This is a genomic window from Anaerococcus tetradius (assembly GCF_947087635.1).
GTDB lineage: Bacteria > Bacillota > Clostridia > Tissierellales > Peptoniphilaceae > Anaerococcus > Anaerococcus tetradius.
Genome location: NZ_CAMUDP010000022.1, coordinates 1 through 19,994, shown reverse-complemented (window position 1 = coordinate 19,994; position 19,994 = coordinate 1). Strand labels below are relative to the sequence as shown.

Below are 19,994 nucleotides of genomic sequence, written 5' to 3'. Positions count from 1 at the left end.
GTGCCTATCAAGCTAGTAAATTCTATCTATGAGTTAAGATATTTAATTTTATGAAAGGAATTATTAAGATGGCTTATATAGAAATGAAGAATTCTTATAAAATATATAATGAAGGCAAACAAAATGAAGTAGTAGCTAACAAAGATGTGAACTTTACTATTGACAAGGGCGAGCTTGTTATAATATTGGGTAACTCTGGAGCAGGCAAGTCAACTATCCTCAATATCCTGGGAGGAATGGATACTAATAGTAAGGGTGATGTTATAATTGATGGAAAAAATATAGCGAACTTAAACAAGAAGGAGCTTACTGGCTACAGGCGAAATGATGTAGGCTTTGTTTTTCAATTTTATAACCTAGTTGCAAACCTCACCGCTAAGGAAAATGTGGAGCTCGCATCGGATATTGTTAAGGATGCCCTCGATTCTGAGAAAGTATTAAGGGATGTGGGACTTGGAAAGAGGATGAACAATTTTCCAGCTGAATTATCGGGTGGGGAGCAACAAAGAGTCGCCATAGCTCGTGCTATTGCTAAAAATCCGAAGATTCTCCTTTGTGATGAACCTACTGGAGCCCTTGACTATCAAACAGGTAAGCAAGTTTTAAAGATTCTCCAAAATATGGCGAGAGAGAAAAATGTTACTGTAATTATTGTAACCCACAATTCTGCTATAGCCCCTATTGCTGATAAGGTTATTCATGTGAGAAATGCAAGTGTAGAAGCTATTGATGTAAACGAAAATCCAGCAGATATTGTTGATTTGGAATGGTAGGATTTTATGAATACATTGAAAAAAAGCATTAAAAAATCATTCACATCATCTAGGGCTAGGTTTTTTTCTATCTTCCTTTTGATGATGATAGGCTCTTTTGCCCTTGTTGGTCTAAAGGTAACAGGCCCTAATATGAGAGCTACAAGTAGGGATTATTTTAATCAAACTAATCTTTTTGATATAAGTGTAATTGGCTCTATGGGGATTGATAAGGATGATAGGCTAGAGATTGAAAAAGCAAGGGGCGAGGATAAGGTTGAATATGGGTATTTTAAGGATGTGAAAATCTCAAATACCGATACAGCCATAAGAGTTTTCTCTAGGCCAGAGACTATTTCCAAATATATACTTAAAGAGGGAGAAGATTTAAAAAAGCCTACAGATATTATTCTTTCTACCAACATGAGAGATACTTATAAACTTGGAGATAGGATTAAGCTAAGTGAAAAGGCAGGCCTTGATGGCAAGGACGTCCTTAAAATTCACACCTATAGGGTGGTTGGTTTTGCTGATAGTTCAGAGTATATGTCTTATGTGAATATGGGGCCTTCAAGTGCTGGAGATGGAAACTTATCGGGCTTGGCCTATACTTTGGCAGATAATTTTTCTTCTGATTATTATATGATAGCAAGGATTAAATTCACTGATACAGAAAATCTAGATCCTTACTCTGACCTCTATAGAGACAAAATCGAAGCTCACAGCCAAGATTTGGATTCTTTGTTGGAAAAACAAGGCAAGCACAGGATAGGACTTGTAAAAGGAAAGATGCAAGATGAGATTGATAAGGCAGAAGCTAAGATTACTTATGCTAATGATGAAATTAAGGATAAGCAAAGAAGGCTAGATGAGGCTAAAAGTAAGCTAGCTAAAGGAAAAAAAGACTTAGAAGAAGCTAATACTCGCCTAGAGTCTGCTAAAAATTCCTTAGATCAGGGCAGAAAAACTTTGGATGAAAAATGGCTTGACCTTGCTAGTGGCAAAGAGATGCTAGATAGGGGTAAGGATAAGTTGCTAGACTCTAAAAAGCAATTAGATGATGCTAAAGATAAGATTGATGATGGAGCTTATAGGATAGAGTCTGGGGAAAAAATTCTAGCTAGCAAAAAAAGTGACTTAGAAAAAGGTCAAGCTAAGTTGGAGAAGGGCAAAAAAGATTATGAGTCCAATAAATCCTTGCTAGATGAGAAGAATAAGGAGCTTTCTAAGGCTGAGGCAGACTTTGCTAAAAAAAGTGCAAAAATTGATAAACTTAGAGCTAAGGAAGAAGAGCTTAGCCAAAGTATTACAAATCTAGAAGCTAGTAAGGAAGAACTTATTAATAAACTTAGCCAAGAAGCTTTGAGTGATGAAGAAAAGATTAAGCTTGACCAAAAAAACCAAGAACTTTCAAGAAAACTTGCTTACACTAAGGAAGAACTAGCTAAGCTAGATAAGTTAAAGGAAAGTCAACTGGATGAAAATAGCCTAAAACAATATGAAGAAGGAAAGAAAATCCTAGAAAGCAAAAGATATGACTTAGATTCTTCTTATGGAAAATTAGCTAGGGCGAAAGAAGAACTAGAGGCTAAGGAAAAAATCCTTATAGAAGGGCAAAATGATATTGAGAAATCATATGCACAGCTAAAGGCTAAGAAAAAAGACATAGATCATGCGAAAGCTAGCTATGAAAATTCTCTAGCTCTCTATCAAAAAGCTAGGATAAGCTATGAGGAAAACTTAGAAAAATACTACCAAGGTCTAAGGGCATGGAAAGAAGTCTTTGATAAGTTATCGAAAAATGATGCGATCTACAGCAAAAACTTAGCTAAATACAAGCAAGTTAAAAAAGAATTGGCAGAAAAAGAAGCTCTTTACCAAGATGGTCTTAGTGAATTTGAGAAAAAGTCTAAAGATGCCAAGGATAAAATCAAGACTGGAGAAGATAAGATAAAAGATGCAAAGAAGGTCATGGCAAGCCTTGAAGAACCCACCTACATGGTCTCAAGCAGAAGAGAGGCCCTTGGTTTCGCAGGCTACACCATCTATCAAATAGTCGCTAATATTGTCGACAAGCTTTCAAATATCTTCCCTGTATTCTTATACTTTGTGGCTTCTCTTGTTACTCTTACAACAATGACGAGATTTGTCGATGAAGAAAGAATAAACAACGGAACCCTAGTTGCCTTGGGCTATGATGATAGAGATGTAATAAAGAAATTTACCATTTACGGACTTTTTGCAGGTCTTAGTGGAACTCTACTAGGAATTATCTTAGGCCACATTCTCCTACCAAGTATAGTTTATGGTGCCTATGGAAAGAACTTTAGCGTAGCTAGAATGTACCTAAAATTTTATCCAAGGATAAGCGTATTTGCGATAGTTCTTTCTTTGTTAAGTTCAGTCTTACCAGCTTATCTAGTAGCAAAAAAGCAACTTACAGAAAAGCCAACAAGCCTTCTAATGCCAAAGGCTCCTGCCAAGGGTTCATCAATCCTTTTGGAAAGAATTACCCCTATATGGTCAAGGCTTGGTTTTATCCAAAAGGTAACGGCTAGAAACATCTTCCGCTATAAAAAGAGAATGCTAATGACGATTTTTGGAGTAGCAGGGGGAATGACCTTGCTTTTTGCAGGATTTTCTGTTCAAAAATCAATAGCAGGAATCGAAAAAAGCCAATTTGAAGAAATAATCAACTATGATTTAATAGCTTCTTATAAAAAGAATATGGATAAAGATGAGGAAAAAGAAATTTCTGACCTACTAGCTTCAAAGGATATCCAAAGCCACTTGCCTATACATTATGAAAAAATGACTAAAAAAGCTGGAAAATTTGGAGATAAACAAGAAATAAATCTTCTAGCCAGTGACAGGATTGATGAGGTCAATAAGTTTGTAGACCTTAGAAATAGGAAAAGCAAAGAAAAAATCAAATTAAATGATGAGGGAGTAGTGATTTCCGAAAGGCTTGCTGACATACTTAATCTTAGGATTGGTGATGAAATGACCCTCCTCGATGCTAATGATGTTGACAGGAAAGTCAGGGTTTCAGCTATTACTGAAATGTATGCAGGACATTTTGTCTTCATGTCAGACAAATACTACAAGAAGGTATTTGCGAGAGACTATAAGGCCAATGCAGATGTGATTAGCCTAGTAGATGATAGCCTAGTAAATACTAATAAAATAGGCTCAGAATTTATGGATAAGAAAGGAGTTAAGACAGTAGTCTCAAATACTCTTATAGAAAGGCAAACCCAAATTATAGTCCAAGCCCTAAACAAAATAATGGTTTTGATAATACTTGTAGCGACCCTTCTTTCTCTTGTAATCTTATACAACTTGACCAATATTAACCTTCAAGAAAGAATAAGGGAACTATCTACAGTCAAGGTCTTGGGTTTTTATGATAAGGAAGTAACGATGTACATTTATAGGGAAACAATTTTTCTAACCATCCTAGGTTTACTCCTAGGCTACGGACTTGGAGATATCCTGTTCAAATATATCCTAAAAGTTGTACCACCAGCAGAAGTTATGTTTAATCCGGCCCTAACCTACACATCCTTTATAATTCCACTTATAATAATCCTTGTAATAACAATAGGCTTGGGACTATTAATCTATCAAAAGCTAAAAAATGTCGATATGCTTGAAGCTTTAAAATCTGTTGAGTAAATATTGAAAAAAATTCAAAAATGTTTTATAATAAAACTAGCTAGGGGTGCAAATAGCTGAGAGATGGATATCCATTAACCCTTTAAACTTGTTAGGTTAAAACCTGCGTAAGAAAGCTAAAAAACAAAGCAAAAAGTTTAAAGACCCCTAGTAGGGGTCTATTTTTATGATAAAAATCATTAATAGAAAATAGACATTAGCTAGTATTTCAATCTGTTAAGATTTACAACTTACTAAAAATAAAGCACGAAGTGCCTTTCCACCTTTTTCGCCCCCTGCAAGGGTCGTTTGTGGGGTGAAGTTTGCGGGGAGGTTTGGAGGGGGCTTTGGAGGGGGAATCGAAACCCCCTTAAAGCCTCCCTCCAAGAGTACGAAGTCCAGCTGTAGAATGCTGCATTATTTTTAGCTAAGATAAGGATAAACTTAATATGTTAAATTGTCATTAGGCACTAAAAGGGGCATACCACCTCGGGTATGGTTATCCTTTTTGTGCCTTTTTTTGAGGAGGTGATTTGATGATTAAATTAAATGATAAGGAAGTTTCTTTTGTAGAAAATGAAAATCTAAGAGAGTTTCTCCTTAGAAATAATTTCAATCCAGATTTTCTAGCCTGCGAAGTTGATGAGAAGCTTGTAAAAAGAGCTGATTTTGAGACTTTCCTTATGAAAGATTCTTCCAAGGTGGAGGTGTTCTCCTTTGTTGGAGGGGGTTGATATGGATTTAAGAGAAGAAATTTTAAAAAGACAAAGACCAGAAATTAATGAAATCTTAAAGGGAGCATCTGTGTCTATTTTAGGTTGTGGAGGTCTTGGATCTAACATCGCTATGGAGCTTAGTAGGTGTGGTCTTGGCAGTGTCTACCTATATGACTTTGACAAGGTCGAATATTCTAATCTCAATAGGCAAAATTATGATATGAATGATTTGGGCAAGTCCAAGGTTTTTCAAACTAAGAAAAAAATAGAGGAAACTATTCCCTACACCAAAGTTTTTGCCGAGGAAATTAAGATTTCTAGGGAAAACTTGGACCAGTTAAGCAAAAAGACTGATATTTTTATAGAAGCCTTTGACAAGAAAGAGATGAAAGCCTTGGTTTTTGATTATTTTTTAGGAAAAAAAGATAAAAAACTCATTATGGGCTCAGGTCTATCTGGACTTGGGAGTCTTTCCGATATAAAAATCAAAGAAATTGAGAATATGACTATGATAGGAGATTTCAAGTCTGAAGTAGAAGATGGCCTCTTCCTTCCTTATGTTGCAATTATTGCAAGTCTTGAAGCCCTATGCGCTATTAAAATTATCGTAGGAGAAGAAAATGGAAAATAAAGATTATTTAATCTTAGGAGATAAAAAATTCGAATCAAGATTTATCTTGGGTTCTGGAAAATATTCACCAGAATTAATTGATGCGGCAGTAGAATCTGCTGGAGCACAAATGATTACAGTTGCTCTAAGAAGAGCAAACACCAAGGATGTAGCAAATATATTAAACTATATTCCAAAAGATGTGACAATTATTCCAAATACTTCTGGAGCAAGAAATGCAGATGAAGCCATTAGGATAGCAAGACTAGCTAGGGAGATGGGCTGTGGCAATTTTGTAAAAATCGAGATTATGAGAGATACAAAATATCTCTTGCCAGATAATGACCAAACCCTAAAGGCAACCGAAGTTCTCGCTAAAGAAGGCTTTGTAGTCCTTCCTTATATGTATCCAGACCTTAACTTTGCCAGAGATTTAAGAGATGCGGGAGCTGCTTCCATTATGCCTCTTGCAAGTCCAATTGGCTCAAATAGGGGTCTTGCTACAAGAGATTTTATAAAGATAATAATTGATGAGATTGACCTTCCTGTAATTGTAGATGCTGGAATAGGTGTTCCAAGCCATGCGGCTGAGGCTATGGAAATGGGAGCAGCTGCCATAATGGCTAATACTGGAATTGCTAGTGCATCAGATATAACTTTGATGGCAAAGGCCTTCAAGTTAGGGATAGAAGCAGGTAGATGTGCCTACCTTGCAAGACCAGGTAGGGTTTTGGATAAGGGAGCAGATCCATCATCACCACTAAGGGACTTTTTTTACTGATATGAATATTAAAAGTGTTAATGATTATTTTCCAGAAATGGATATAATACAATCAGATATAAAAGATAAGGTCCTAAGGGCCTACGAAGAAGTTAAAGATCTAGAGGTAAGTGAGGGTGAACTTATAGCAAGTCTTAATGCTAGGGATTTGACCGATAGGGATTTCTATAATCTCCTAAGTGATAAGGCAGAAGGTCATCTTGAAGAGATGGCAGAGCTTGCCAGGGAAAAGAGGATAAGATATTTTGGTAATAATGTCTGCTTATTTTCTCCAATCTATATAGCAAATTACTGTGAAAACTCTTGTAGATATTGCGGTTTTAGAGCAAAAAGCGATATCAAAAGAGCTAAGCTTAATTATGAAGAGATAGAAGAAGAGATGAAGGCCTTGGCTGAAACTGGCATAGAGGATGTTCTAATCCTTACTGGAGAAAGCGAGAGATTTTCCTCGGTTGATTATATAGCGGATGCTTGTAGGATTGCCAGTAAGTATTTTAAAGTGGTAGGAATTGAAGTTTATCCTACAAATATCGACTCATACAAAATCTTGAAAGAGGCAGGGGCTGATTTTGTTACTGTTTTTCAAGAGTCCTACAACAAAAAAGCCTTCGACTACTATCATCCATCAGGTCATAAGAGAAGCTTTAATTATAGGATTGACACCCAAGAGCGTGCCCTAATGGCTGGCTTTAGGGGAGTTGGTTTTGGTGCACTTTTTGGTTTGGCTGATCCAATCGAAGATGCCTTTAAGCTTGCTATACACGCCAAGGAAATTCAAAAAAAATATCCTAAGGCAGAAATTGCTATCTCCCTTCCAAGGATAAGGCCAACCCATGGAGCAGATGATACTCTTAATTTCAACATAGTTGATGATAAGAAATTCTTCCAAATCATGCTTGCCATAAGAATCTTCTTGCCATTTGTCTCTATCACCCTTTCTACTCGTGAGTCCAAAGACTTTAGAGACCTTGCTGTAAAATACGGGGCAACTAAAATTTCTGCCTCAGTAGACACATCAATAGGTCATAGGTCAAAGAAAAGTGCGGATGAGGGTGACGAACAATTCGAGATAGACGATGCTAGGTCAGCGAAGGATGCCTACGATGACCTAAAGAAAATCGGTATGACCCCAGTCTTTACCGATTATATAAATGTATAGGAGAATTATGGAAAACAAAAGAAAAATTTTAATCTTGGTAACTCTTTCGATGTTTGTAGCCATAGGAGTTGTGATTTCACCTATCCTTAGGTTTGAGGGTTTCGCTCCTACAGCTCACTTTGTAAATATTGTTTGCTCAGTTTTTCTGGGACCTTGGTATAGTTTGGCTAATGGAATAATTACAGCTGCCATAAGGATGAGCCTTTTGGGTATCCCTCCTCTTGCCATAACTGGTCAAGTTTTTGGAGCTTTTTTCTCAGGTTACCTATATAGAAAAAGCAAGGGATCAATCCTTGCCTGCGTTATTGGAGAAATAATAGGAACAGGTATTATAGGCTCAATAGCTTCTTACCCAGTCATGGCCCTACTTTGGGGCAAGGGAGATATAACATGGTATTTCTATCTTCCAAGTTTTTTGATAGCTACAATGATTGGTGGATCAGTTGCCTATATCTTCCTAAAGACCCTCCAAAGGGCAAAGGTTCTATATCCAATCCAAAGGAAACTCGGAGTAAATGTTTATGAAAAATCTAAGTCAGATTTTAATAAATAGGGAAAAATTAAAAGAAACTTCCCCCTTAATCCACGCCATAACAAATCCAATCGCCATAAACATGGTAGCAAATGCCATCCTTGGCATAGGAGCTAAGGCAATCTGTGCAGCTCACCCAGATGAGGTTAGTGAAATTGTAAATATGGCAAAGTCTTTGAGCATAAATTTGGGTAATATAACTAGTGAAAGGATGCTTGCCATGGCTAGGGCAGTTAGAAAAGCAAATGAGGTAAAAATCCCTACCGCCATAGATGTGGTAGGTGTTGGAGCTTCAAGCCTTCGCCTAAATTACGCCAAAGACTTACTTACTAAGGATAATTTCGACTTAATAAAGGGAAATAGCTCCGAAATCAAGGCCCTCTGTGGAGAAAAAAGCGAGGCAGTCGGCATAGATGTAGGTAGGGCTGATGAAATTTCTGATGAAAATATTAAGGAGCTTTCCTATATGGCAAGAAAGCTTTCTAAAAAATATCAAGCTAATATCCTACTTACAGGAAAGATTGACCTTTTAGTAGATGAGGATAGGTATTTTCTTATAGAAAATGGAGTAGAAAATTTATCGAGGATAACCGCCACAGGCTGTATGCTTACAGGGCTTATCTCAAGCTTTATGGCTGTGGCAGATCCAATTTCGGCTTGTCTAACAGGCCTTTTGCTCCTTGAAGTTTCTTCTGAGAAAGCTGACACTGATAGACTTGGGACTTTCTATGTAAATTTGATGGATGAAATATCAACCATAAGTGACGATGAAATAATCCAAAGAGCCAAAATAAGAGAGGTAAAATTTTGAAAAAACTTTATTTGGTAACAAACTCTGACAAATATACTGAAGAAGAATTTCTTCAAAGAATTGAAGATGCCCTAAAGGGAGGGGTCGACATCCTCCAACTAAGGGAAAAAGATAAGACTGATAGGGAAATTCTAGCTTTAGGAAAAAAAGTAAAAGACCTTTGCGACTCATACAAGGTTCCTATGCTAATAGATGATAAGCCTCATCTCGCCTGGGCCTTGGGAGTTGGAGTTCACCTAGGAAGTGACGATATGCCAATAAGCCTTGCAAGAAAACTATTGGGAAAAGATGCCCTTATAGGAGCGACTGCCAAGTCTGTTGAAGCTGCCAAAAAGTGTGAAGAAGAAGGGGCTGACTATCTTGGAGTTGGAGCTATTTATGAAACTAAGACCCACGTTAAGACCAAAAGGACAAGTGTAGAGACCCTAAGAGAAATTAAAAAAAATGTCGCTATTGATGTTTACGCCATAGGTGGTCTAAATATTGATAATATTGACATCCTACAAGGCTCAGGAGCAGATGGAATCTGCGTGGTAAGGGCGATTATGGATAGCCCAAGGGTACTTGAAGATACAAAAAAATTAAAGGCAAAAATTCAAGAAATTCTATAAATAATTAAAAACCAACTAAGCACAAATATAGCCCCAGCGAGATTTCTCTGTGAAATCTTTGCTAGGGCTTTATATTTCTAAACTAATCTATAAAAATTCTACATCCCTTTCATCAATAACCTTAGAAGGAACGCCAACTCGACAGGCCTCTCTTACATCTTCAAAGCCTTCTAGCCTATCCCTATAATATAGAAATCTCTTGAGATTTGCCATTGATTCAGTTATATTATAAAAAATAAGGCCCTTATATTTATCAGGATTTTCTATCCTATCTCTAATAAGTAAAGCGCAATCTGGGCACTTATCACTAACAAAAATTTCTATTTTACTCATCTATAATCCTCCTATAAACTATATATTGAAAAGATACCCCATTTTCTTCCATAATATCAGATTTACTAATAACTTCCCATCTATCATCCGAATCGAAGTTGTGAAGAAAACTATCAGCAAGCCTTTCTGCATAAATTTTTGTAATAATTGCCTCATCACAAAAATCTAGGAAAAGCTCTACGATTTTTTCTCCACCTATTACAAAAACCTCTTTATCCTTATCCTCTAGGTAGGAGAAGATATCCCTATAATCGTTAAATACCAAGGCATCTGGGGCTTGGTAAGTCTTATTTCTACTAAGAATAAGATTTTCTCTGTTAGGAAGAGCCCCTCCCATGGACTCATAGGTTTTTCTTCCCATAATACAAATATTGCCACTAGTAAGTTCTTTGAAATGACCTAGGTCTTTTTTGATGTGAAAAAGCATCTTGCCATTCTTGCCGATTCCCCAATTTTTATCAACAGCTAAAATAATTTTCATATAAACTCCTTTCTTTAATTATATCATCACTAACAAGCAAATTTCAGCAAGCGGAAGAATTATCACTAGGTAAACATTATTATTCATTCTTATTCAATATTAAAATAAAGTGTCCAAATGTTTACTTTTGTAGGAAAGTGTTGACAAAATTTCTTTTTTAATATATATTAAAATCATAAAAACAAGCTTAGCATAAAATATGCTTGTAAAAGGCGATTTCAGGGTATAATGTTATAGAATGGGAAATCGTTTATTATAATATTCAAAGGGAGGAATTTATGAATATTAAAAAGTTTACAGGACTAGCACTAGTGATGGCACTTTCACTTGGCCTTACAGCTTGTGGTGGCAATAAGCCAGCTGATGATGCTAAAGAAGAGACCAAAACAGAAGATCAAGCTAAAAAGGATGAGGGAAAGGACGAAAAGAAATCTGATGGCAAGGCTAAGAAAATCGCCGTTCTTCTCTACAATGGATCTGATACTTACATAGCTTCAGTTCGTCAACAACTAGAGAAATTAGACAAGGATGATGATTCAATCGAATTGGTATTCCAAGATGGTCAAAATAACCAAGGTACCCAAACAGACCAACTTAACAATATCATTGCCCAAGGTGTAGACGGAATCTTTATGAACATAGTGGATATTTCTGCAGCTCCAACAGCTATGGAAACTATCAAAGCTAGCGGTATTCCTACAGCTTTCTTCAATAGAGATATGACAGAATCAATGAAGGAAGATGACCTAAAGGACTTTATATTCATAGGAACTGACGCTCCAGAAGCTGGAAAGATGCAAGGACAAATCCTAACAGACCTTTGGAAAAAAGGCGATATGGATAGAAACAAAAACGGAGTTTTGGATTATGTAATGCTCAATGGTGGTCTTGATAACCCAGAAGCTCAAGCTAGAACAGAATTTTCAGTTAAAACCCTAAAAGATAATGGCATAAAAGTAAACGAAGTTGCCTTCCAAGATGCTAAATGGGATACAGATAAGGCAAAAACAGCTATGGATACTTGGCTACAAACAAACCAAGATAACATTGATGCTGTAATAGCCAACAACGACGGTATGGCAATAGGTGCCATTTCAGCCCTTCAAGCAGTTGGAATGAACACAGGTTCATCAAAAGACAACATGGTAGTTGTTGGAGTTGATGCAACTGACCTTGCAGTAGCAGAAATCGACAAAGGCACTATGTCAGGAACAGTTAAACAAGATGCTGAAGGAATGGCAAAAGCTCTAATTGACACAATGAAAAATAGACTAGCAAACAATGACTTCATTAAAGGAACAGACTATAAACTTGGAGCAGATAAAAAATCAATAAGAATTGACTATCAAATCTACACAGGTAAATAATAAGTAGCACATACAGTCTATATAAGTTTCTTATATAGACTGTAATACTATAAAGAGGAAGATATGAGTAATTTATTAGAAATGAGAGCCATAACCAAGACCTTCCCAGGGGTTAAAGCCCTAGATAAGGTCGACTTTACCTTACAAAAAGGCACTGTTCACGCCTTGATGGGAGAAAATGGTGCAGGAAAGTCTACTCTTATGAAGTGTTTATTTGGTATATATACACCAGATGGCGGAGATATTTACATAGATGGTAATAAGGTTTCTTATAAGGGAACAAAGGATGCCCTAGATAGTGGGGTTGCCATGGTACACCAAGAACTTAATCAAGTATCTATGAGATCTGTTGCAGAAAATATAATGCTTGGGAGATTTCCTGCAAAGCATGGAATAATAGATAGTAAACAAATGTATAAGAAAACCCAAGACCTCTTTGATAGACTTGGATTAGACTTTGATCCGAAAAAAATTATTGGCAAGTATTCAGTAGCTGAAAGACAGCTTATAGAAATTGCTAAGGCAGTATCCTACGATGCAAAAATTTTGGTATTAGACGAGCCTACCAGCTCCCTAACCGAAAATGAAGTGGAAAAATTATTTGAAATAATAAACAAATTGAGAGCTGAGGGTGTAGGAATAATCTACATATCTCACAAGATGGAAGAGATTTTGTCAATCTCAGATTATGTAACAGTCATGCGTGACGGAGAATTTATAGCAGAAAAAAAGGCATCTGAACTTAGCAAGGATGAAATCATAAGGTTAATGGTAGGCAGAAAGCTTGATTCGACAAGCTTTAATGCTGATAAATATATAAGAGATGAGATTTTATTAGAAGTCAAAAATCTTACAGGAAAATACAAACCATCAGTTACAGATGTAAGTTTTTATCTAAAAAAGGGCGAAGTCTTGGGACTTGCTGGTCTTGTAGGATCTAGAAGAACAGAATTAGTTGAAACAATTTTCGGTATCAGGAAAAAAGCAACAGGCAAGATTATTCTAAATGGCAAGGAAGTGGAAAATAAAAACCCAGAAGAAGCCATAAAAAACGGTTTTGCCCTAGTTACAGAAGAAAGAAGAGCCACAGGTATCTATCCTTACGCAGATATAAGATTTAACTCAACCATAGCAAACATCAAAGCTTATTCAAAAAATGGCATAGTAAATGACAAGGCCCTCAAAGAAAATACTAGTAAGGTAATAGAATCAATGAAGGTCAAAACTCCAAGCCAACACACCAAGATTATGGACTTATCAGGTGGTAACCAACAAAAGGTCATCATAGGTCGTTGGCTTCTAACAGACCCAGATGTTCTTTTGCTAGATGAACCAACTAGGGGAATAGATGTAGGTGCCAAATATGAAATCTACAAACTAATAGAAGAGCTTGCGAGCACTGGCAAATCAGTCCTCTTCATCTCATCGGAAATGGCGGAATTACAAATGATTTGTAATAGAATTATGGTAATGAGTAATGGAAGACTTGCTGGCATAGAAGATAATGATGAAAATTTAACACAAGAAAAAATCATGGCCCTACAGGCTATGTATGTATAGGTGAATTATGGAAAACACAGAAACAAAGAAATTCAATTTCAAAGAATTTATACTAAACAACGCTCTGATTATTATAATTGCAGCCCTAATAGTGGGAATAATTATGGTAGATCCTACCTTTATAACCAACCCAAGAAACATAATCAACATCCTATCGCAAACATCAACAAGGCTTTTTATAGCCCTTGGAACAGGAGGTCTACTAATACTAGCAGGAACAGACCTTTCTGCAGGAAGGATAGTTGGATTCACAGCGGCCATAGCTGGTGCTCTTTTACAATCACCAGGCTTTGCCCAAAAATTCTTTCCTAATATCCAAAAACCATCCCTTCTCCTAGGTCTTTTGGCTGCAGTAGCAATAGGTGCTGTGTGCGGGGCCTTTAACGGATTTGGTGTAGCCTATCTAAAACTACACGCCTTCATAACATCCCTAGGTGTTCAACTTGCTATATTTGGTATCTTGCAATTATTTATAGCATCAAACCCTTACGGACCTCAACCTATAGGAGGCTTTGATGAAAAATATGCCAATGTAGTAAGGGGAGGGTTCACAATACCTGGAAGTAATTTGCAATTCCCTTATCTGATAATATATGCGGTCATAGCATCAATTATCATGTGGTTTATATGGAACAAAACAGTTCTAGGCAAAAATATGTTTGCAGTAGGTGGTAACCCAGAAGCTGCAGAAGTATCAGGAATAAATGTAACAAAAACCATCATGATAGTCTTTATCATATCCGGTATCATGTATGGTCTATCAGGATTTTTGGAAGGACCAAGACTAGGCTCTGTAACGACAACTACAGGAGAAGCCTACGACCTAGACGCAATCGAAGCCTGTCTTATCGGTGGAGTATCCTTCTCAGGAGGAATAGGAACTATACCAGGCATAGTTTTAGGATCAATAATCCTTCAAGTAATAAACTACGGCCTCCTTTACATCGGACTCAACTCCTATGTCCAAATAATCATAAAGGGTATCCTAATAATCCTAACAGTAGCCCTAGATACAAGAAAGAGAATAAGGAAAAAGTAATTTAAAAAAGACTCTTGAGTCTTTTTTAAATTATCCCGAAGGAAAGTAAGTGATTTTAATAAATTATCTATTCTATAATTGAAGAGCGTAGTAAAATAAAATTAAGCCAATAAATCAAAACATAAAGGAGTAAAAATGCCAAAAGAAATATATCTTGGGGTAGATGGAGGAGGAACAAAAACCGCCTTTCTTCTAGATGTCGATGGCAAAAGATTTGAGTCAAAGCAAATCACCATCCACCCAAAACAAATAACAAGACAACAATTTTTCGAAATAATGAAACTTGGAGTAGATGAAGTATGTAATAAAGCAGGCATAAAGCCAGAAGAAATCCTCTACACATTCGTTGCAGCTCCAGGCTATGGTCAATATCCAGATACTGTTAGCTACATTGATGAAGGAATTAGCAAGGCGATAGCTTCTGACAGATTTACTGTAGCTAATGACTGTGTAAATGGCTGGGCGGGAAGTCTTAATGCAAAGCCAGGCATAAATCTTGTCCTAGGAACAGGACAAATTGGCTATGGAGTAGATGAAGAAGGAAATTCCATGAGATCTGGCGGCTGGGGTCCCCTCCTTGGCGATGAAGCAAGTGGTTATTATATAGGTCTTAAAATCCTAAATCATTTCACAAAGATGAGCGATGGAAGATGTGATAGGACAATCCTCTATGACTTAATTAGACAAAGGCTAGGTCTAAAAGATGATATGGAAATAATAGATATGGCAGAAAAAATGAGAAGGGACGAGATAGCTGACCTATCAAAAATTTTCTCCGAAGGCCTAGAAAAAGATGATTCTTATTGCAAGGTGCTTTTAGAAGAAATATCCAAAGAAGCCGCAGCAGTCATAGACTCGATAATAAAGGGATTAAAGTTTAAGGAAGAAGTAAAGGTATCCTATTCAGGCGGAGTCTTTAACCTAGGAGATAGGCTAATTAATAAAATAGAAGAAAAGTCTAAAAACAAAATAAAAATTGAAAAACCCTACACGGACCCTTCTGAAGGCGCCTTAATTTTAGCAAAATCTTATAGCAAATAAACTAAGAGGCATCAAGCGATTGATGTTAGACTGTAGAGAAAATCAAAATAACCCTTATTTCGACCGAACGGAGTGAGCGAGAAATCTCTTACTGCATTTGTTTCACTCAAACTAAACATATCACAACTTATTAGATATATGTCTAGATTTTAGTTCTAGTGTTAAATGAGCAAGTTTTGGTACATTTAACTAGTCGAGATAAGGCTAGATTAACTATAAAAAATTTCAATTAAAGATACTTTGTCTACCTTCTGGCATCAAGCAATTGGTGTCTTTTGTTTTTTCTTATAAAAAGTAAGATGATATAAATGACGGTTTGGACAAATACAAGGAGAGATTTATGAAATTTGAATTTGACAAGATGCTTGAAAGACATGGCAAGGATGCTATAGCAGTCGATGGTCTTGGGAGTCTACCTGGGATGAGTCCAGATAAGCCTAAGGAGGGATTCGATGTAATTCCTATGTGGGTGGCTGATATGAACTTTGCCACAGCTCCCTCAATCCAAGAAGCCATAATAGAAAGGGCCAAGCACCCAGCCTTTGGCTACTTTGCACCAACAGATGAGTATTATCAGGCTATAATTGACTGGCATAGGGACAGAAAGGGGATAGGCGATATTAAGAAAGAGCATATAGGATACGAAAATGGTGTCTTGGGTGGAGTAATTTCTGCTCTTAATGTATTTTGCTCAAGAGGAGACAAGGTCCTAGTCCATTCCCCAACCTATATAGGCTTTACCAATTCGCTTACAAATAATGGCTATAAGATAATTCACTCTGACCTAATTAAGGACAAAGATGGAAGATGGTTCATGGACTATGAGAATATGGAAGAGCTAATAGTTAGGGAGAAAATATCTACAACAATCATGTGTAACCCCCACAATCCAACAGGCAGGGTTTGGAGCAGTCAGGAGCTAAAAAAGGCCTGCCATATATTCGAAAAACATGATGTAAAGATAATTTCAGATGAAATCTGGTCTGATATAATCCTTGACGGAAATAAGCAAACCCCAACCCAAAGCGTAAGCGACTACGCCCACGAAAACACAGTTGCCCTATATGCTCCAAGTAAGACCTTCAACCTAGCCGGTCTTGTAGGATCCTACCATATCATTTACAACCAACATCTGAGAAATAGGATAAACAAGGAATCCTCCCTCTCCCATTACAACAGTATGAACGTCCTATCCATGCACGGTCTAATAGGTGCTTATTCTAAAACAGGTCGTGAGTGGACAGATGAATTAAATCGAACAATTACCAAAAACGTAAACTATGCCTGTGATTTTATAGAAGAAAACTACAAGGGAGTAAGCGTAAGTAAGCCAGAAGGAACCTGCATGCTCTTTGTTGATTTTAGTAAGTATTGTAAGGCTAAGGGAGTCGATATTGGAGAAATCCTAAAAAGAGGTTGGGATTGTGGAGTAGCCTGGCAAGATGGCAGAGCCTTTAATGGAAAATACGCCATCAGAATGAACCTAGCCCTCCCATTGGATAAAGTAAAAGAAGCCTTCGATAGGCTTAAGAAATATGTTATTCTTTAACTTATGATGTTTTGGCAAGAATATTGTATCAGAAATAAGCATGATAGAGTTGGTAAGATTAAAAGCTAAATAAAGATTAATTTATCTAATAGAAGTCACAGGATTACTGATAGGATTATCCTGTGATTTTTGATTTTGCTTAAATTATAAATTTCAAAAATAACTTTGCAAGAGTGTGGGAAAGTTATATATAATTAACAATTAAAACGTTTTAATTGTGATGAGGAGTTACTTATGGCCACTATAAAAGATGTTGCAGCCTTGGATGGTGTTTCTATTACTACTGTTTCTATGGTGCTTAATAGGACTGATGACAAGATTGCTGCTAAGACTAAGGAGAAGGTTTTTCTAGCTGCGGAGGAGTATGGTTACAATGCCAATAAGATTGCTAGAGCTCTCGCTAGTAAGAAGAGCAACGTGATTATGGCGGTTATTCCTGATATTTCCAACCCCTTCTTTTCGGTTTTGGTCAAGTTTCTGATAAATTATTGTCTAGAATACAATTATTTTTTGTATATTCACAATTCAAATAACAAGTCCATATCAAAGAAGGACTTCAAAGCTCTTCTGGAAAATAATTACATAGCGGCCTGCCTTCTTGTAGATAGAAATGTTAAGGGCTTGGACGATGAGATAATAGAAAAGTACAATGTGGTCTTCCTAGATGAGGTTGATTTCTCAAATTCTAAGAAAAATCTAGTCACAGGCAACAATGAGCTTGGAGGCATGCTTGCCATGAATTATCTCTTGGACAGAGGCTTTAGGAAAATCGGAACGCTTATAGGGCCAAGGTCTACTGCCAACTCCTCTAGGAGACTTTCTGGTGCTATCAAGGCTAGTATGAACCATGATATTTATATCGACCCTAAAAACATTATCCATGGAGATTATTCTTATGAAGGAGGATATGCTGCAGGAAAGTTTTTCCTAGATAGTCAAGTAGTGCCATATTTTCTTTCTTAGATATGAGCTCTTATGGACTCTTAAATTATTTTAGAGAAAACAAAATTAAGATTCCGAGTGATATTTCCATAGTAAGTTATGACAATTTATTTTTAAATAAAATTGTAAGTCCAAGGCTTACATCGATTGACCAAAATCTCGAGTGTATTGCCAAAGAGGCCATAGATTTGGCTGATGATTTGACAAATAAGAGAAAGACAGACAGACAGTAGGATAGAGGTTTAGCCGATACTTTTTGAAGGAGAAAGCGTGGGGAGGATTTATGAAAATAATTAATTTCGGATCTATCAATATTGAGATATTCTTTGCGGTAGATCACATAGTTAGACCAGGTGAGACTATTAGTGCAAGATCTATAGAAAAAAGATCAGGAGGTAAGGGGCTTAATCAATCGATCGCTCTGGCGAAAAACTCTGATTCTGCATACCATGTAGGAAATATCTGCATCGATGGCAAGTTTTTGGTAGAATATTTGGAAAATGATAAGATAAATACTGAGTTTGTGAGAGAAAGTAAAAGTCTTACAGGAAACGCGCTAATTCAAGTTGATGATAAGGGAGAAAATTCCATAGTTTTATACAAGGGAGCAAATTTCGATAATGATAAGGACTTTGTAGATGGGGTATTTGACCATTTTGATGAAAACGATATATTGGTCTTACAAAATGAGATAAATATGATGGACTATATTATTGATAAGGCCTACGAAAAGGGCCTAAAGATAGTCTTAAACCCTTCACCAATCACAGAAGAGGTCAAGAAATTTGACTATGACAAGATCGATATGCTGCTTTTGAATGAACATGAGGCTAAAGCCATAAGTGGTAGGGAAGGAATCGATGATAATATAAGATATCTCAAAGAGACTTATCCAAAGCTTAAGCTAGTCATAACCCTGGGCAAGGAAGGGTCAATTTATATATCACAGGAAGAGACTATAAGACAAAAGGCCAAAAAGGTTAAGGCTGTTGATTCTACAGGGGTAGGAGATACATTCACAGGATATTTTGTGGCGAATTTCTATCAAGGAAAGAAAGTTAAGGATTGTCTTGAGCTTGCAACTTCAGCATCAGCCATATCTGTTACTAAAAAGGGAGCGAGCGTATCTATCCCAAGCCTTTCAGAAGTAGAGGAATTTATGAAGGAGTCACTATGAAACTTAAAGGAATTTTAAATAGCGATATAGCAAAGGGCCTTGCTGATTTGGGCCATATGGACCTTATAGCTGTGGGAGATTGTGGTCTTCCTATAGATAATGACAAGGAGATCGATCTTGCCATAAAGCTCGGTGAGCCAAAGTTTATAGATGTACTTGAAGTCTTGTTGGAAGATTTTTCTGTTGAGTATTATTACTTGGCAGAAGAGATAAAAACAGAAAACCCAGACCAAGAAAAGGCCATAACCGAACTTCTCCCTGGAGTAGATAAGGAATATATAAGCCATGAAGACTTCAAGAAGAAGCTTGAGGAGACCAAATTTGTAATAAGGACAGGAGAAAACACCGCCTATTCCAATATTATTCTTAGAAGTAAAAACATCTTTTAGGAGTTTCTTATGAAAATTGAAATGAAAAATATATAAAAGTCCTTCGGAAAAAACGATGTTTTGAAGGGGGTTGACTTTACTGTAGGTCCTGGTGAAATCCATGCCCTAGTAGGAGAAAACGGTGCTGGCAAGTCCACTCTTATGAATATCTTATCTGGAGTTTTATTTCTTAAGGATTCATAGCCTTTCTTTCTATGTTTAAATATCTATATAATTTAGAATTTAAAACTTTATCGATTATTTTTCATCAAAATTATTTCGATGTAAGTTTAATGTTTTGTGAATTTTTGATATATATTCTCTTTTTTTCTTCTAGTATTTTTCTGTACATAAAATTCTTTAATGATTGCATTTCTAAACCCGATTGGAAGAATTCCATAAATATATTTTACAAAGTATTGGATAAAATTTAATATATTATTTATACCTATCTTTAGTCAAGTCCATAATATTGTGTAAAATTTACTAGTACAATATTTACTATTTC

Annotated in this window: 20 protein-coding genes, 1 pseudogene and 1 riboswitch; of the genes and pseudogenes, 19 read left to right on the top strand and 2 right to left on the bottom strand. The window is 36.5% G+C overall.

The window, feature by feature from the left end:
* Positions 1–68 precede the first annotated feature (68 nt).
* The 9 genes from P6936_RS07560 (at position 69) to thiE (ending at position 9,629) form a co-directional block, all read left to right on the top strand.
* The gene (locus P6936_RS07560; protein WP_276881279.1) at positions 69–773 is read left to right on the top strand and encodes an ABC transporter ATP-binding protein; all 705 of its coding nucleotides are present in this window, start codon (positions 69–71) and stop codon (positions 771–773) included.
* A gap of 6 nt (positions 774–779) precedes the next feature.
* Positions 780–4,430: an ABC transporter permease gene (locus P6936_RS07555; protein WP_276881278.1), complete on the top strand. Its 3,651-nt coding sequence runs from the start codon at positions 780–782 to the stop codon at positions 4,428–4,430.
* A 32-nt stretch (positions 4,431–4,462) separates the two neighbouring features.
* A riboswitch (TPP riboswitch) is annotated at positions 4,463–4,561 on the top strand.
* Positions 4,562–4,945: 384 nt separating this feature from the next.
* Positions 4,946–5,143: a sulfur carrier protein ThiS gene (thiS, locus tag P6936_RS07550; RefSeq protein WP_276881277.1), complete on the top strand. Its 198-nt coding sequence runs from the start codon at positions 4,946–4,948 to the stop codon at positions 5,141–5,143.
* Between the two features lies 1 nt (position 5,144).
* Positions 5,145–5,756, top strand: a complete 612-nt coding sequence (gene thiF, locus P6936_RS07545; RefSeq protein ID WP_276881276.1) for a sulfur carrier protein ThiS adenylyltransferase ThiF — start codon at positions 5,145–5,147, stop codon at positions 5,754–5,756.
* Positions 5,746–6,516 (top strand): thiazole synthase, encoded by a 771-nt coding sequence (locus tag P6936_RS07540; RefSeq protein WP_276881275.1) that lies wholly within the window; start codon positions 5,746–5,748, stop codon positions 6,514–6,516. The genes thiF and P6936_RS07540 overlap by 11 nt, the downstream gene beginning before the upstream one ends.
* Position 6,517: 1 nt before the next feature.
* Positions 6,518–7,675, top strand: coding sequence for a 2-iminoacetate synthase ThiH (thiH, locus tag P6936_RS07535; protein ID WP_276881274.1), 1,158 nt, complete (start codon positions 6,518–6,520; stop codon positions 7,673–7,675).
* Positions 7,676–7,682: 7 nt separating this feature from the next.
* Entirely contained in the window at positions 7,683–8,228 is a 546-nt protein-coding gene (gene thiW, locus P6936_RS07530; RefSeq protein ID WP_040349395.1) for an energy coupling factor transporter S component ThiW, read from the top strand.
* The gene (gene thiM / locus P6936_RS07525) at positions 8,197–9,018 is read left to right on the top strand and encodes a hydroxyethylthiazole kinase (RefSeq protein ID WP_276881273.1); all 822 of its coding nucleotides are present in this window, start codon (positions 8,197–8,199) and stop codon (positions 9,016–9,018) included. Before thiW ends, thiM begins: the two co-directional genes overlap by 32 nt.
* On the top strand, positions 9,015–9,629 hold the full coding sequence (gene thiE / locus P6936_RS07520) for a thiamine phosphate synthase (protein WP_276881272.1): 615 nt from the start codon (positions 9,015–9,017) through the stop codon (positions 9,627–9,629). The genes thiM and thiE overlap by 4 nt, the downstream gene beginning before the upstream one ends.
* A gap of 87 nt (positions 9,630–9,716) precedes the next feature.
* On the opposite strand, the gene P6936_RS07515 is transcribed toward thiE, so the two are convergent.
* Positions 9,717–9,962 carry a hypothetical protein gene (locus tag P6936_RS07515; protein WP_004836668.1) on the bottom strand — a complete coding sequence of 82 codons (246 nt, stop codon included), beginning with the start codon at positions 9,960–9,962 and terminating at the stop codon, positions 9,717–9,719.
* Complete coding sequence (locus P6936_RS07510; RefSeq protein WP_004836669.1) at positions 9,955–10,443, bottom strand: dihydrofolate reductase; 489 nt, start codon at positions 10,441–10,443, stop codon at positions 9,955–9,957. Before P6936_RS07510 ends, P6936_RS07515 begins: the two co-directional genes overlap by 8 nt.
* A 278-nt stretch (positions 10,444–10,721) precedes the next feature.
* Between P6936_RS07510 and P6936_RS07505 the strand changes: the two genes are divergently transcribed.
* From P6936_RS07505 to P6936_RS07460, 10 genes and pseudogenes are all read left to right on the top strand, one after another.
* Entirely contained in the window at positions 10,722–11,810 is a 1,089-nt protein-coding gene (locus tag P6936_RS07505) for a galactose ABC transporter substrate-binding protein (protein WP_004836670.1), read from the top strand.
* A gap of 63 nt (positions 11,811–11,873) precedes the next feature.
* Positions 11,874–13,370 (top strand): sugar ABC transporter ATP-binding protein, encoded by a 1,497-nt coding sequence (locus tag P6936_RS07500; RefSeq protein WP_004836671.1) that lies wholly within the window; start codon positions 11,874–11,876, stop codon positions 13,368–13,370.
* Between the two features lie 7 nt (positions 13,371–13,377).
* Positions 13,378–14,409: an ABC transporter permease subunit gene (locus P6936_RS07495; RefSeq protein ID WP_004836672.1), complete on the top strand. Its 1,032-nt coding sequence runs from the start codon at positions 13,378–13,380 to the stop codon at positions 14,407–14,409.
* A gap of 135 nt (positions 14,410–14,544) precedes the next feature.
* Positions 14,545–15,450 carry an N-acetylglucosamine kinase gene (locus P6936_RS07490; protein WP_276881271.1) on the top strand — a complete coding sequence of 302 codons (906 nt, stop codon included), beginning with the start codon at positions 14,545–14,547 and terminating at the stop codon, positions 15,448–15,450.
* A gap of 340 nt (positions 15,451–15,790) precedes the next feature.
* The gene (locus tag P6936_RS07485) at positions 15,791–16,999 is read left to right on the top strand and encodes a MalY/PatB family protein (protein ID WP_276881270.1); all 1,209 of its coding nucleotides are present in this window, start codon (positions 15,791–15,793) and stop codon (positions 16,997–16,999) included.
* A 234-nt stretch (positions 17,000–17,233) separates the two neighbouring features.
* A complete protein-coding gene (locus P6936_RS07480) occupies positions 17,234–17,962 on the top strand; it encodes a LacI family DNA-binding transcriptional regulator (protein ID WP_276881269.1) in 729 nt (242 codons plus the stop codon).
* Between the two features lie 2 nt (positions 17,963–17,964).
* A complete protein-coding gene (locus P6936_RS07475; protein ID WP_276881268.1) occupies positions 17,965–18,174 on the top strand; it encodes a substrate-binding domain-containing protein in 210 nt (69 codons plus the stop codon).
* A 50-nt stretch (positions 18,175–18,224) separates the two neighbouring features.
* The gene (locus P6936_RS07470; RefSeq protein ID WP_276881267.1) at positions 18,225–19,118 is read left to right on the top strand and encodes a ribokinase; all 894 of its coding nucleotides are present in this window, start codon (positions 18,225–18,227) and stop codon (positions 19,116–19,118) included.
* Positions 19,115–19,507 (top strand): D-ribose pyranase, encoded by a 393-nt coding sequence (gene rbsD / locus P6936_RS07465; RefSeq protein ID WP_276863017.1) that lies wholly within the window; start codon positions 19,115–19,117, stop codon positions 19,505–19,507. The genes P6936_RS07470 and rbsD overlap by 4 nt, the downstream gene beginning before the upstream one ends.
* A 60-nt stretch (positions 19,508–19,567) precedes the next feature.
* A pseudogene (locus tag P6936_RS07460) lies at positions 19,568–19,672 on the top strand (ATP-binding cassette domain-containing protein); the annotation flags it as partial.
* Positions 19,673–19,994 lie beyond the last annotated feature (322 nt).